Origin of the sequence: Flavobacterium potami, assembly GCF_020026915.1 — a bacterium.
GTDB lineage: Bacteria > Bacteroidota > Bacteroidia > Flavobacteriales > Flavobacteriaceae > Flavobacterium > Flavobacterium potami.
Genome location: NZ_JAINUY010000001.1, coordinates 1134558 through 1150296 on the forward strand (window position 1 = coordinate 1134558; position 15739 = coordinate 1150296).

Here is a 15739-nt window from a genome sequence, read left to right on the forward strand (position 1 = left end):
ACGGATTGAACGGATTCGCTATCGCGAAGACACTGATTTGCACGAATTTTTTTTCACGCAGATTTCCACAGATTAAAGCAGATTTTGCAGATTTTTTAATTTATCTGTATGCTTATAAATTGATTTAATCTGCTCCATCTGCTTAAATCCTTTTAAATCTGCGTGAAACCAAACATGCCTAATTTTTTTATTTTCTCGCAAATTTTGCAGATTTAAGCTGATTAAAATTGATTAAAAAAAATCTGCTTTATCTGCCAAAATCCTTTTAAATCTGCGTGAAACCTAATTATGCGCAACGTGATTAAAAAAATCCTTTAAAACCCGCGCTTTTGCGATAGCAAATCCGTTTCATCCGCGTTCCATATTATTAATAACCAGGGTTATTCGGTTTTAAATTCGGATTTATAGCTAATTCTGTTCCAGGCAACGGCCATAAGTAATCTTTGTTTGGATCGAAATTAGCATGGGGTTCTAAGCCATTTGGTCCAAAAACTTCTGGTCCGATTTTTAATCTTTTGATATCGTACCATCTGATGTATTCAAAGGCCAGTTCTAATCTTCTTTCATCAATAACCATTTTTCTAAAATCAGCTTGAGAAAGTCCTGGAGTTACATTTGCAGGGAAAGAAACCAGTTTTCCAGCTTTATTTCTTGCTCTGGCACGAACACGATTTACATAGCCATCTGCTTCTGTTGTTCCGGGAGTAATTTCGTTTAAAGCTTCGGCAGCGGTTAATAAAACTTCTGCAAAACGCATTGTGATATAATTGTGCTGAGAAGTTCTTCCGTTAGCTCCGGCTTTTCCCGGAAAACGGAAATATTTTGCAATGTGCGGGCGTGGTGCTTTTTCGTTGTCGCTAGAAGGATAAACTTGTAAAGCGCCGCCCGGACCCGTTTTTTTTCTAATAATCGTATCAAAACTTACGGCTCTTCTGTAATCTCTCTGATCCCAAGTATTGAATACTTTTAAGGAAGGAACAGCAACCGAAAATCCCTGTCCGTAACTGTAACTGTCATCTTTTAAAGATCCTGTAAAAAACGCTGTATAATCTTGACCGTAATTTCCAGAAGTTAAGTTGTTAAAATCAACAGTAAAAAGCGGTTCTTTTAAAGATGCGGTTTTTGTAGCATTGAACAAATCCTGAAAATCAGCATCCAAACCTAAACCAAATTTTGCTTCATTTGTAATAACATACTTAGCCTCGTCATACGCTTTTTGAAAGTTTCCTAAAGTAAGGTAAACAGAGGCTAAATATCCTGCAGCTGTTCCTTTTCCCGGAACTGCTTTAACTTTTGGTTTATCTTCCAGCCATTGTTTGGCAAATTCTAAGTCGGCAATAATTTTAGGATAAACGTCGGCTTCTTTGGTTTTACTAATGGTATTAACCTGATTTACATCATTCACAACAAAATCAATATACGGAATGTCTCCAAAAAGACGAACCAGATGATAATAAGTAAAAGCTCTCGCAAAATAAGCCTGAGCGACAATAGCATTTACTTTTGCTGGATCGCCAGGAGTTTTTTTAGCGCCTTCTATTGCCTGATTTGCGGCAGTTATAATAACATAAGACTGCGGCCAAAAATTCGCAACAAGTGCATTTGTATCATTCATACTCATATCATTAACATCGATACGAGCTGCCTGTGTTGTTCTGTCTCCAATATCAGACATATCGTCACGAAGCATTAAGGCAATGGTAAATTCTCTTCCCCAATAGTTATTATGGGCAATATTAGCAAAAGCGCCATTGACAGCAGCCTGCAAATCGTCTGTGTTGTTAAAAAAGTTGTCTGGACGAATAACTCCAACTGGATGTTCTTCCAGATCAGAACAGCTAAAAAAAGCTAATGTTCCGAATATTAAAAAAGCGATATATTTTTTCATGATAGTTGTAATTAGACTAAAATTTGATGTTGAATCCTACTGTAAACGTTCTCACGTTTGGATAACCTCCGTAATCCAAACCTAAATTGGTATTACTTCTTGAATTCGTGTCGTTTAGGTAGTTTGTTTCAGGATCTGTTCCCGGATAATCTGTAATCGTCCAAAGGTTTTGTGCACTGATGTAAAAACGAACTTTGTTTAATCCCATTTTCGAAACGATTTTCTCATCTAAACTATATCCTAATGAGATATTTTTCAAACGAATATAACTTCCATCATAAACAAATCTTGACGTAATTCTTTTCGTTCTTGCTGCATTTGCCGGAACATTTGTATCTGTATTGGTTGGTGTCCAAGCATCTAGAACTTCTGTCGTTGCGTTGTTGTTTCCCGAAGCCAATTCCATCAAAGTATAATTCAGAATTTGATTGCCTTGCGAACCTTGAAAGAAGATATTCAAATCCAGATTTTTATAAGTGAAATCATTATTAAATCCGAAGATGAAATCTGGGTTTGGATTTCCGATAATGGTTTTGTCTTGAGAGTCTAGTTTTCCGTCTCCATTCACATCTCTGAATTTCTCACCTCCAGGAGCGGTTTCAAAGTTTCCAGGCAAAACGGCTTCTCCTTGCTGAATTACGCCATCATAAATAAATCCGAAGAAAGAACCAACAGGTTGTCCGACTCTCAAAATCTGCGATTCAGTTGCCAAAAAGTGACCTGGAGCTGAGTTGATTAAAAGATCTTTATTATCGGCTAATTTTAATACTTTGTTTTTGTTTGAAGAAATATTAAAACTCGTGGACCAAGTAAAATCGGCACCAATGAAGTTTTTGGTATTAATGCCTAGTTCCCAACCTTTATTTTCTAATTCTCCAACATTTTGAAGCTGTGATGCAATTCCGGAAACTCCTGGAAGAGGTCTGTTGAATAATAAATCTTTAGTAATCGTTTTATAATAATCGGCTGTAATGCTGATTCTGTTGTCGAATAAACCTAAATCAATTCCGTAATCTTGCTGATAGGAAGTTTCCCATTTCAAATTCGGATTATCTAATGAAGTCAGCTGAACCGCATTTACAATTACATCGCCGCTCACATCATAAATTTCAGAAAATCTGGAAAGGGTAGAATAGGCGCCAATTGACGGATTTCCTGTTGCTCCGTAACTTGCTCTTAATTTTAAATTTGAAACCGTTTTACTATCTTTTAAGAAGTTTTCTTTTCCAATATTCCATCCAATTGCACCAGAAGGAAAAGTTCCGTATTTGTAGTTTTTACTAAAGCTGGAAGAACCGTCTCGTCTGGCTGTAAAGGTTAGTAAATACTTGTCATCATAATCAAAATTCAACCTTCCGAAAGCAGAAATCAATTCGGTTTCAGATAAATTAGAATCTGGTTTTAAGAATACCGTTCCCGCACCCAAATTTCTGTAGGAGTTGGTATTGGTTAAAAATCCTCTTGAAGCAGCGTATGAACTTTCGTTTTTATTTTTTTGGTAGGAGTAGCCGGCTAAAACCGTCAGCATTCCTTTCGCTATAATTTCACGTTTAAAAGTCAAATAATTCTCTGTCAAGAAAGAAGAAAATCGGGTATTGTTTACAGAAGCTTCTCCTTTAATATTTTTCCCTGCAATTAAAGTAGAAGGAATAAATCTTCCTGTTTGCGAATTGTTATCTGTTAAACCTAGAGTCGTTTTAAAATCAAGATCTTTTGTGATTTGATATTGCGCAAAGAAATTATTTCGATTGACAATAGAAACGGTTTCTAGAATATTTTCCATTGCGGTAGCGTATGGATTATCGATATCATCTCCAATTGGAGCTGTTGTGGTATAGGTTCCGTCTGCATTGTAAATTCCTTTATCTGGCATAAAACGGTACGCAGCAGCAATTACTCCGGCCGCACCAGTTCCTCCGGCTCCGGTCTGGCTTATAATTCCTTCTTTGTTTTGTTTGCTTGTAAAATTGTTTAAACCCACTTTTAACTTGGGAGTCAGATTTGCTTCAAGATTCGCTACAATCGTGTATTTATCAATTCCTGAATTAATTACAACTCCGTCTTGATTGAAATACGTTCCCGAAACATAATATTTGATATCTTCTGAACCTCCAGAAAATGATAATTGTGTATTCGAAATTATTCCGTCACGATAGATAATATCCTGCCAGTCAGAATTTGCAGGACCTTGTGTATGTGTTGTAAAACTTTTACGATAAGCAGCAAATTGATCGGCATTCAATAAATGTAATTTGTTGTTTACGGACTGTATAGAAGTAGAATTGCTAAACTCAATTACTGGTTTTCCTGGTTTTCCCTTTTTGGTGGTAACCATAATAACCCCGTTAGAACCTCTGGATCCGTAAATTGCCGTTGCCGAGGCATCTTTTAAAACTTCAATAGAAGCAATATCTTGTGGTGCAGGCATGGCAACTCCGGCAAAACCATCCACAACTATAAGCGCATCGCCACTAGCGTTAATAGAAGTTCCTCCACGAACTCTGATTTTTACGGGTGCGCCTGGTTCTCCACCATTATTGGTCATGACAGAAACTCCCGCTGCACGACCTTGCAAAGCTTGTTCTGCATTTAGAAGCGGAAAAGCGGTTAGTTCTTTTGCTGTAACAGAAGATACAGATCCTGTAATATCACTCTTTTTACGGGTACCGTAACCCACTACAATAACTTCATCAAGTGCTTTTGTATCTGGTTTTAAACTTACATTGATCACGCTTTTGGTTCCAACTGGAATTTCAACAGTTTGAAATCCAACAAAATTGAAAACTAAAACGGCATTTTTTTCTCCAACAATTACGGTGTAATTTCCATCCATATCGGCAGAAGCTCCGACCGAAGAATTTTTGATGTAAACATTAGCACCAGGAAGTCCGAGTAAATCTTCACTGGAAGTTACTTTTCCGGTAACTTTTCTTTCCTGTGCATTCATCACGATATTTACGAGTAAAAAAGATACTAGTAAACACCATTTAAACGATTTGTTTTTTTGGTGTGTAGACATTCATTTTGTGGTTTAAGTTAATAAGTTAGATAAAGTAGAAAAGCAATAAACTCATTCCGATTATGATAATGACAAATAGAATTTGCAGTAATAAGAAGTTTGTTTTTTTGATTTTCATATCGCAAATGTAGAAGCCAAAAAAGAAATAGAAATACAAAAAAGGGTATCTAAAAATACAGATACCCTTTTTAAAGCCTTTAAAAACAAGGAATGGTTATGATGTCACCGAAGATTTGTAAAATTTATCAGAATATTGAGATGGAGTTTCGCCATACTTTTTCTGGAAACATTTGCTAAAGTATTTCGGATTATTAAAACCAACTTTATAGCTAATTTCAGAAACGTTCAATTTGTTTTGTTCTAATAATTGAGCTGCGCGTTTTAATCTTATTTCGTGAATAAATTCATTTGGTGTGCAGTTGGTCCAGGCTTTGATTTTTAAAAATAACATAGTTCTGCTGACACCTAATTCGGAACAGAAAAAAGGAATGTCGAATTGTTCGTTTGAGATATTTTCTTCGACAATTTTAAATGCTTTTTTCAAAAGTTCTTCATCCAGAGAAGAAACTGTGATTTCTGATGGAATGAAACTGTCTTCGCTAGAAAATTTGATTCGTAAACGTTCTGTGGTGTTCAGAAGGTTTTTTACACGAAGCCTGAATTCCATTAAATTGAAAGGTTTACTGATGTAATCATCAGCACCGCTTTCTAATCCTTCAAATTTGTAAACCAATGAAGATCTAGACGTTAATAAAATTACAGGAATATGACTGGTTTTAAGGTTTTCTTTGATTTTTGAACACAATTCAGTTCCTACCATTTCGGGCATTATGACATCAGAAATAATTAAATTCGGAACAAATTTCAATGCTTTTTCTAAAGCAATTTTACCGTTTTCGGCTTCAATTATGTTGTAGTCTTTTTTGAGTAGATTTTTCATGAACTTTCTCAAAACCTTATGATCTTCGACAAGTAAAATCGTTTGCTTTTCTTCGTTGACGATTAAATCTTCGAGATCTTCATTTTCAATAATTTCTGAAGGTTCAAGTTGTGCATTGTATTGTTCGATATCGTCACTGATTTTAAAATCAGGAATAATTTCGCTGTCCAAAAGATGTTCGCGTCCAAGCGGCAATGTCACTTTAAAAATAACGCCTCCAGCTGTTTTGTTTGTAATATCGATTTTTCCTTTATGTAATTCCACGATGTTTTTTACAATCGAAAGGCCAATTCCGGTTCCCTTATTATAATTTTTCTGAACCTGATTGTGCGTCGGAATTTCAAAAAACAAATCAAAAATTTTATCGATATGTTCTTCAGAAATTCCAACTCCTGAATCTTCAACTGCGATATAAAGATTCTGATTGTCCTGATTGATTTTAATATGAATTGAACCGCCTTTCGGAGTATATCTAAAAGCATTCGAAATCAAATTATAAAAGACACGTTCGAGTTTGTATCGGTCAAAATAGACCAGAATTTCTTCGTTTTCTGTTTCAAACGTATAATCGTAGCCACCGTCTTTGGCGTATTCTATAAAAGACAAGAAAATTTCTTTGGTAAATTTGACAATATTTCCGTTTGCCGATTCTAGTGTAACTTGATGATTTTCCAGTTTTCTGAAATCCATTAAACGATTAATCAAACTTAATAAATGATTGGCGCTTCCTTCAATAACGAGAAGCTTTTTGTACATTTCATTGGTTCCATTATAATCCGCAAGAATCTGCTGTAATGGTCCTAAAATCAACGTTAAAGGTGTTCTGAATTCATGCGAGATATTGGTAAAGAAATCCAGTTTCAGTTTGTTGTTTTCTTCAATTCGCTGTGTTTCCAAATATTCCAGTTCTAGTTTTTGCTTCAGTCTGGCTTTCGATTTCATAATCCAGATCAAACCGTATAAACCTAGACCAATTATGATTCCATACAACAAAAATGCCCAAATACTGCGCCAGGGAGCCGGATTTACAATTACCGTTAATATTGTCGGAGTCTGATTCCAAACACCGTCATTATTTGCACCACGGACTTCAAAAGTATAGGTTCCAGGATTTTGTATAGCAAAATTGGCTTCGCTGTTTTTAGTCGTAGTCCAGTTGTTTTCCAATCCAACTAAACGATAACTGTATTGATTGTTTTTGGATCGAATGTAGTTCGGAATGGCAAAATTGATGGTGAAATTCGCCTTGTCGTAATCTAATGTAATAGTGTTGGTAAAACCAATGCTATGTTCTAAAATTCCATCTTTATCATGTGCATTTATAATTTCGTTTTTGATTTTTAAGTCGGTTATTAAAACCTGTGGTGCATAATTATTTAATGAAATTTTTGACGCATCAAAAAACGTAGCACCCGACGGACTTCCAAAATAAAACTGATTTGAACTTAATTTCAGAGCCGAGTTATCATTGAATTCATTACTGGCTAATCCATCCTTCTGATCGTAAATAACAACCGATTTCTTTACCTGATTGTATTTTATGATTCCTTGATTGGTGCTAATCCAAAGGTTTTTATCGTCATCTTCCAAAATGGAATGGATAGAAGTAATAATGGTATTTCCAATTCTCAAATTGATTCGGTTAAATTTCTTTCCTTCAAAATAATGAAGTCCTTTAGCTTTTGTTCCGATCCAGATTTTATTTTGAGAATCCTGAAATAAAGTTAAAATATCATCGCCAGATAAAGAAGAATGATCGTAAAAGAAATGCTGAATTTGATATTTCTTCGGATTGAAATTTCGAAGCGAAATACGATTTAGACCATTCTGAGTTCCGAGCCAGATTGAATTTTGGTTGTCTATTAAAATACTGCGAACCATATTGTTGGTTAGAAAAACTGGTTTTGTATTATCATTACCAATAATCTCAAATGTTTTGCCGGAAGTATCATAACGAATTAAACCTTTACCAAAAGTCCCGATCCATAAAATTTTATTTTCCGCTTTAAGCGAATAGACACCACTTTCCTTTAAAAATTCTCTTAAGTCGGAAGTAATTCTATTGTCTTCAATTTGTCTAGAAATCGTATTATAAGCGGATAATCCTTTAGAAAAAGTTCCAATCCATAAAATATGATCATCAGAAAGACACATCGCTTTGATGTCATTTTTATTGGATTGTCCCGTTTTGCTGTTGATGTAACTTATGGCTTCGGTATTTTTATTGTAAATAGTAATTCCGCCGCCTTCAGTTCCAAAATAAACGTTCTGATTTTTATCTGCAATAATCGAACTCACGACATCAAAACTCATCGGAATCTTTTTCGAATTCTGATTGTAGTTAGAGAAATTGACATTCGAAACGTCCCAGAGATTCACGCCCTTGTAATAGCAGCCAATCCAAATCGAACCTTTTTTATCCATAAAAACAGATTTTACCTTGTCGATTCCGTTGCTATTATTGCTGTTATTTATTTTCTGTAGACTTTTATCCTGTCCTAAAATATAAATTCCGTCATAAGAACCAATCCATAAATCTCCTTGATTGTCAATTACTAAAGACCGAATATCAGTATTGATCTCATTGTATTTTTCGTTCGCTAAAAAAGAGACATATTTTTTTTGTTTTTGGTCGAATTTCAAAAGGCCTTTGTTCTTTGTACCAACCCATAGATTTCCGTCCTTTCCTTCGATAACGGATTGAACAGTCAGTAAATCTATCGTGTTTAACGGATAGTTTTTAAATGATAATTTGCCATTCTTTCTACTAGTTAGCTGACATAAACCTTTTGTGGTTCCAATCCATATTTCTCCTTTTTTGGTTTTTAGAATACTAAGAATATTGTTGCTGGGAAGAGTAGAAGCATCATCATCAGAATGAAAAACGGAACTAAAAAGACCAGATTTTTTATTCAAAATTGTCAACCCCTTTGAAGTTCCAAACCACATTTCGCCGCCAATTTCCCTAATACTCCAAACAGCATTATTACTTATGGTATGATTGGCAGGAGTGTGAAGATATCTTGTAAAACGATTCGAAACTGGATCATAGCAGTTTAAACCATTGTAAGTTCCAACCCAGATTTTTCCTGAATTGTCTTCTTCAATTGCCAAAATATCATTATTGCTGATGGAATATTTATCAGATGTATCATTTCTGAAAATAGTAAATCTACTTCCATCATATTTATTTAAACCATCGCGGGTTCCAAACCACATTTGCCCCAATTTATCCTGATGAATAGCAATTACGGAACTCTGCGAAAGTCCGTCGGTTGTAGAGAAATTTTTTAGACGGTATTTATTTTGGGAAAATGAATTTCCAATAACAAATACAATTGCGAGAAAAGCTATTTTATATTTCATAGCGTTATATTTAATGTTTTTTTAGCCACGAATTCACGAATTTTCTCTAATCTGTTTGGCGATTATTTTTGTGTTGAAATGGCTAAAATTTCACGAATTATTCAGATTAAGAATGTAAATAATTCGTGAATTCGTGGCTAATTTCAACGTACAGAGAATAATCATTTTAATCAGTGTAATCTGTGGCTAAAATTTTCGGCTATTTTAATCGTTTTTGTAATTGATAATCATATAGCGATGGAATCTTTTCTATCGGAGTATTCAAAAATTCAATGTAAGGATCAATGTCGTATTTGATTTCAAATTTTGTATTTCCGTGAACACCAATAATTCTGGCTAAAGCGCCATCTTTCATTCCATACAATAAAGTAGGCTTTGAAGCATCTGGATTTTCAACCTGAACGTTTAAATTCCAGAACGTACTAAAAGGTCCATGAGAAGGTTTCCAATAATCCGCACCGCCACCGCCAAATAAAGCGTAACTACTGTTTTTATCCGCTTTTAGATGAACAGTAATATTATCAAACAAATTTTGATGATTTGCGCCCGAATGCTGATCTAAAACAGGATCTGTAAAAATTTCACAGTTTTGATACACGTTTTTTGTTGCAAAAGTGTTGAAGCTTAAGGGATGAATAGCTGAGTTATAGATCTTAAGATTCTTCACCAAAATATTGTGCACACCACCTAAAGTTACGGTATAATGTGCTAAATGCGGGCCATCGGTTGTAATATTTTCAATGGTGACGTTAGAAACTTCTTCCGCTAAAATTCCGCTGTCGGCATTAGTGATTTTGACATCTTTAACCCAACTATTGAAAAGGCGAGTTAAGAAAATCCCATTATTTCCGGGCTCAACGTGATGCGCTACTCTTGGAATATCAGGAAAAGTAAAACGAAGATGTTCAATTCCAACTTCATTTAAATGTTTCCATTCGACCAATTGTGCTTGATAACTTGGTTTTATTGAAATAGTTAAAGGTGTTTTTAAAGTGATTTTAGAACCAGAAATTTTAGTGATTTCTACTTGCTGTCTCACAATTGGAAGTTTTGGAAATTTCCAATGATGCGAGCCCGGTTTTACTTTTGCACCTTGATATAAGTCTTTAATGATTTCGCCGTTTTCCCCATCTTTATTAAACAATTGTAGTTCTACAACATCGCCGACTTTTAAACCTTTAACATCTGAAACCGTAATAATATGTTCGCCCATTTTTCCCGAACTCACTTTCGCCAACGGATTCGATTCTGGTTCGTATTTATCCAAATACGATTTTACACGTTCACCCGGAACTTGTGTCCAGATAAAACCTCCAGACCAAGCATATTGAGAAAAAGGAAGATCAATGTTATTTTCGGGTTCGCGTTGTCTTTTGTCAAAAGTGGTCAAGTATTCGCGAAGTTCAGCCAAAACAGAAGAATCTTTGAGATACATCATCGGTCTTGGGCAGTAGATTTCGGTTCCATTTTCGGAAGAACCTGCTCCTCGAAGTACAAAATTACTTCTTTCGATGTAGAGAATTTCGCTTAGAATAATGCGTCCAGCAGGCAATTGCAGGATTACATTTCCTTCAACAGCATTAGCCGCTTTAAAAGCTTTTAAAAGTGCTTTGGAGTCGTCTAAATTATCATTTGCTTTAACGCCAAAATCAACTGCATCAATAACTTTTCCGTTACTTTCAGGAATTTGGCTTTCGCCGAAATGATAGCCTGCGTAACTAAAATCAGGTAGATAATGGGTTTTTGAAGTAATAATTTTAGGTAATTCCTGCGACAGTAAAGTATTCATGAAAAGACCGCAGGATAGGAGAATGGTTTGGCGAATCATGGTTTGTGGTTTTTGTGGTTAGTTAGTTTTTTTTTCACCGCAAAGGCGCAAAGGACGCAAAGTTTAAATTTCCTTGCGTCCTTTGCGCCTTTGCGGTTAATTCTATAGGGATCGCTTAATCCCTAATTCAAGTCCACGCAATTCTGCAAGACCTCTTAAACGGCCAATTGCAGAATACCCCGGATTTGTTTTTTTCTTCAAATCATCCAACATTTGATGTCCGTGGTCAGGGCGCATCGGTAATTGGCTGTCGTTTCTTTTTTCTACTTCTAAAATTGCTTTTACGACTTCGTACATATCAACGTTTCCTTCAAGATGGTTTGCTTCGTAGAAACTTCCTTCTTCGTCGCGTTGTGTACTTCTTAAGTGAATAAAATTCATTTTATCGCCATGACGTCTTACCATTCCAGGTAAATCATTGTCGGCACGAACACCGTAAGAGCCCGTACACATAGTAAATCCGTTAGATTTAGAAGGAGCAGCGTTCATTAATTCGATCAAATCTTCTTCGGTACTTACCACTCTTGGTAGGCCTAAGATAGGGTAGGGAGGATCATCTGGGTGAATAGCCATTAAAACGCCTTTGCTTTCAGCAACCGGAATAATTTCTTTTAAAAAGTGAAAAAGATTATTCTTTAAAGCCTGTCTATCAATATGATTGTAAGCGCTTAACGTTACTAAGAAATCTTCAACAGAATACGCTTCTTCAGCACCAGGAAGTCCTGCCAAAATGTTCTGTTGTAATTTTACTTTATCTTCTGGAGTCATGGCTTCAAAATAGCTTTTTGCTTTTTGTTTTTGCTCTTCAGAATATTCGTTTTCAGCACCAGGCCTTTTTAAAATATGTAATTCAAAAGCAGCAAAAGCATTGATATCAAAACGTAAAGCTTTTGAACCATCTTCAACTGTATAAGACAAATCAGTTCTAGACCAATCTAAAACAGGCATGAAATTATAACAAACACATGTAATTCCGCATAGAGCTAAATTTCTAATGCTTTCTTTATAATTTTCGATGTATTCTAAATAATTTCCAGTCTGTTTTTTAATGTCTTCGTGAACCGGAATACTTTCTACAACCGACCAAGTCAAACCAGAAGACCCTTTTTTAGGATCTCCGTCTTCGTGTTCGATTTCAACTTTTCGTTTAATGATTTCATCAATGCTCCAAACTTGTCCGTTTGGAATATGGTGTAAAGCCGTTACAATTCCGGTTGCTCCGGTTTGTTTGATATCTTGTAAAGAAACAGGATCATTTGGTCCGAACCATCTTAATGTTTGTTCCATTTTTATATTTTTTATTTCCTGCAAAGTTTTCAAAAACCTTGTAGGTATTGTTAATTAATAATTGTCTTAAATTGAATCCTGCTAAGTTTTGAAAACCTTGCAGGAACTGAAAAAATTAAATACTTGTAGCAGCGAAACCACCATCTACTTTTAATGTTATTCCGGTTACGAATTTCGACATGTCGCTGCATAGGAATAAAAGTGCACCATCGATATCTTCTGGCGAACCAAATCTTCCCATTGGTGTATGGTCGATAATTTTTTCACCTCTTGGTGTTAATTTTCCTTCTGGAGTCAATAATAGCGCACGATTTTGTTCTCCGATAAAGAATCCTGGAGAAATTGCATTTACACGAATTCCTTCACCATATTTAGAAGCCAGTTCAACCGCCATCCATTGTGTGAAGTTATCAATTGCCGCTTTTGACGCAGAATACCCGACAACTCTTGTTAATGGTCTTTGTGCAGATGCAGACGAAATATTGATGATATTTCCTGATTTCTGCTTTGCAAAAAGTTCAGAAAAGACCTGAGTAGGAAGCATCGTTCCAATAATATTCAAGTCAATCACTTTTTGCAGATCATCACTTTTCATATCGTAAATTGCCTGATCTGGCTGGATTGTGGCTCCTGGCATATTTCCACCTGCGCCATTGATCAAAATGTCAAGACGACCGTATTTTTCAACGATAAAATCTTTAATTTTTTCTAATTCTTCTTTGACTAAAACATTGGCTTGAACAGCAAAACCTTGTCCGCCGTTTGCCTCAATAGTTTTTACAGTGCTTTCTGCTTTTTCTAAAGACTGAGAAACGATTCCGACAATAACGCCTTGTTTCGCCAATACATTGGCAAAATTGCTTCCTAATACTCCCGCACCTCCTGTAATCAGTGCAATTTTACCTTTTAGATTGAATATTGAATCCATTATTTTTTAATTTTCAATACTTTAAATTCCAAATACCAATTTGAAAATATAAAGTTTGGTTAGTATGTGTTTGATTTTTATTTTATCTCAATTTTTAAAACTTAATTTCTAATCGCTTCAATCAAATCCAAAACCCTTTTTGTCTCTTTTTCAATTGTTTCATAAGCTTCATACTGCATTACTTCTTTACTGATTAATTTGCTTCCCATTCCAACTGCAGAAACACCAGCATTAAACCAAGTTTCAATACTTTGACGGGTTGTATCTACTCCGCCTGTCGGCATGAAAGTCAAATCTGGAAATACATCTCTGATACCACTCATAAAATCTGGACCCAAAATATTTCCAGGGAAAAGTTTAATGAATTTTACTCCGGCATTTTCAGCTGCAATAATTTCAGTTGGAGTCATACAACCAGGAGCGTAAAGAGCTTTTTTTCCGATTAAGAATGTAGCGATTTCAGGTACAAATCCTGGACTGATAAAGAAGTCTGCTCCGGCTAGATAATACGTTTCTGCTTGTGCTAGATTTTTGATAGTTCCTATTCCTAAAAGCATTCCTGGCAGTTCAGCATTTCTTACTTCAATCATTTTGTTGAAGTTTGCAAGTGCTTCTGGACCACGACTTGTATATTCTACGGCTCTGATTCCAACATTGTATAGTGTCTTTAATATTGCAACACTTTTATTTTCATCGGCATTAAAATACAACGGAAGCATTCCTTGTTTTAAAATGACATCAATGGAGTTCTGAATGGTACTCATTATTTATATTTTTACTTTAATTACAATTTTCTTTAAAAGACCTTCGCCAATCATAGCTGTATGAACGTCTTCGGGAAATAAGATTGCAAATTGTTTTTCTTGCAATTGAAAAAAAGTGTCTGGAGCATCATGAAAAAAGCGAACATCTCTTTCGTCGCTATAATCTCCATTCGGGTTTACACATTTTTCTCTTGGTTTCCATGCAAACGTTTCTGGTCCTTTGATCGAAATCTGGATATCGATGTTTTTATCGTGGCATTCAAATCCTTTTACAGCTTCTTCTTTTGTATTTCCTTGTCCAACAATTACAATCAGTTTTAAACCTTCGCCAATTTCATAAGCACCTTCTTCAAGGTTGGTAATATCATTTTGACTCACATAATCAAATGCTTTTTTAAAATTGGTGTGCAGGTTATAATATTTTGCTGCGTTTTGTAATGAATCTACTATCATTTTTTTCGCTATTATTTTGGTTTTTTAATGTTATGTGTATATTTGCGTGTGCGTACACGGTATTTTTACAAATGTATGTAAAATGTCCTTTAAAACAACTTATTTTTAATAAAATAAATTAATTTTACCACGCTGCTTTTATTTTTTTAACTTAAAAAGAATCAATATCATAACAATTAAAAAAATTGCCGAATTAGCCAATATTTCGCCAGGAACTGTGGATCGAATTATACACAAACGTGGTCAAGTGGCTCAGGAAACGGTTGACAAAGTCAATGCGATTATTGAAGAATTTGGTTATAAGCGAAATATACTGGCGAGTAATCTGGCATTGAACAAGAAATTTCATATTGCCATTTTTCTTCCAAAATCGGAAACGTTAGAATATTGGAAAAGCCAGATTGACGGAATTGAAAAAGCAGCTTTAGAATTCAGCAAATTCGGAATCGTTTTGGATTATTTCTTTTATGATTACAATTTGAATTCGTTTAAAGAATCTGCAAAGAAAATAATGCAATTTGATTGTGATGGTTTATTATTCGCACCCATTTTCTATGAAGAATCGGTTCAGTTTTTAAAGGAATATGAAAAGAAAAATATTCCCGTTGTCATGATCGATTCGAATATTTCTGAAGAAAACGAACATGCTTATGTTGGACAAAATGCTTTTCAAAGTGGTTATTTGGCTGGAAGATTAATCAGTTTTGCGGTGAAAAACGAAAGACAGGTTTTGATTTTTAAAATTACTCGTGAAATTGAAAGCACTTCTGTATATCTGCAGCGAATCAAAGGTTTTTATTCTTATTTCAAAGATCATGATGAACTGACCAATTTTAAATTTTCAGAAGTTACTCTAAAAGATTCTGGAATTGATCAATTGAGTATGGAAATGTTTTCTGGTATAAACAGTGTTTTTGTACCAAATTCGAGAGCTTACATAGTCGCTGACTTTCTAGAAAAGAACCATATTAAAGGCGTTCGAATTATTGGTTTTGATTTGTTGAAAGAAAACATCGAATACCTGAACAAAGGCGTAATTGATTTTTTAATCAACCAAAGACCTGAAGAACAAGGTTATTCGGGAATCAATTATTTATATAAAAAACTGGTTCTTCAGGAAGAAACAGAAAAGACCCATTATATTCCGCTCGAGATTATTTTGAAGGAGAATTATTTTCCTGTTAGGTGATGGTTTTTTTGCCACAAAGACGCGAAGGCGCAAAGTTTTTTTAAGCTTTGTTTTTTTAATCTCGCAAAGTCGCTGAG

Annotated in this window: 9 protein-coding genes; 1 reads left to right on the forward strand and 8 read right to left on the reverse strand. The window is 35.0% G+C overall.

The genetic code is table 11. The features are described 5' to 3' along the window. Nucleotides 1-367: 367 nt before the first annotated feature. The 8 genes from K6T82_RS04805 to K6T82_RS04840 form a co-directional block, all read right to left on the reverse strand. Nucleotides 368-1888, reverse strand: coding sequence for a RagB/SusD family nutrient uptake outer membrane protein (locus tag K6T82_RS04805; protein ID WP_223704785.1), 1521 nt, complete (start codon nucleotides 1886-1888; stop codon nucleotides 368-370). A 16-nt stretch (nucleotides 1889-1904) separates the two neighbouring features. After that, nucleotides 1905-4907, reverse strand: coding sequence for a SusC/RagA family TonB-linked outer membrane protein (locus tag K6T82_RS04810; RefSeq protein ID WP_223704786.1), 3003 nt, complete (start codon nucleotides 4905-4907; stop codon nucleotides 1905-1907). 214 nt (nucleotides 4908-5121) lie between these two features. Then, a complete protein-coding gene (locus tag K6T82_RS04815) occupies nucleotides 5122-9213 on the reverse strand; it encodes a two-component regulator propeller domain-containing protein (RefSeq protein WP_223704787.1) in 4092 nt (1363 codons plus the stop codon). A gap of 199 nt (nucleotides 9214-9412) precedes the next feature. After that, a complete protein-coding gene (locus K6T82_RS04820; RefSeq protein ID WP_223704788.1) occupies nucleotides 9413-11041 on the reverse strand; it encodes a right-handed parallel beta-helix repeat-containing protein in 1629 nt (542 codons plus the stop codon). Nucleotides 11042-11143: 102 nt separating this feature from the next. Continuing rightward, nucleotides 11144-12328, reverse strand: a complete 1185-nt coding sequence (gene uxuA, locus K6T82_RS04825) for a mannonate dehydratase (protein ID WP_223704789.1) — start codon at nucleotides 12326-12328, stop codon at nucleotides 11144-11146. A gap of 115 nt (nucleotides 12329-12443) precedes the next feature. Further along, nucleotides 12444-13256, reverse strand: coding sequence for an SDR family oxidoreductase (locus K6T82_RS04830; protein WP_223704790.1), 813 nt, complete (start codon nucleotides 13254-13256; stop codon nucleotides 12444-12446). 101 nt (nucleotides 13257-13357) lie between these two features. Continuing rightward, complete coding sequence (locus K6T82_RS04835) at nucleotides 13358-14020, reverse strand: beta/alpha barrel domain-containing protein (protein WP_223704791.1); 663 nt, start codon at nucleotides 14018-14020, stop codon at nucleotides 13358-13360. 3 nt (nucleotides 14021-14023) lie between these two features. After that, entirely contained in the window at nucleotides 14024-14473 is a 450-nt protein-coding gene (locus tag K6T82_RS04840) for a NanQ anomerase/TabA/YiaL family protein (RefSeq protein WP_223704792.1), read from the reverse strand. Nucleotides 14474-14657: 184 nt separating this feature from the next. On the opposite strand from K6T82_RS04840, the gene K6T82_RS04845 reads away from it, so the two are divergent. Continuing rightward, nucleotides 14658-15662, forward strand: coding sequence for a substrate-binding domain-containing protein (locus tag K6T82_RS04845; protein ID WP_223704996.1), 1005 nt, complete (start codon nucleotides 14658-14660; stop codon nucleotides 15660-15662). The last annotated feature ends 77 nt before the right edge of the window (nucleotides 15663-15739 follow it).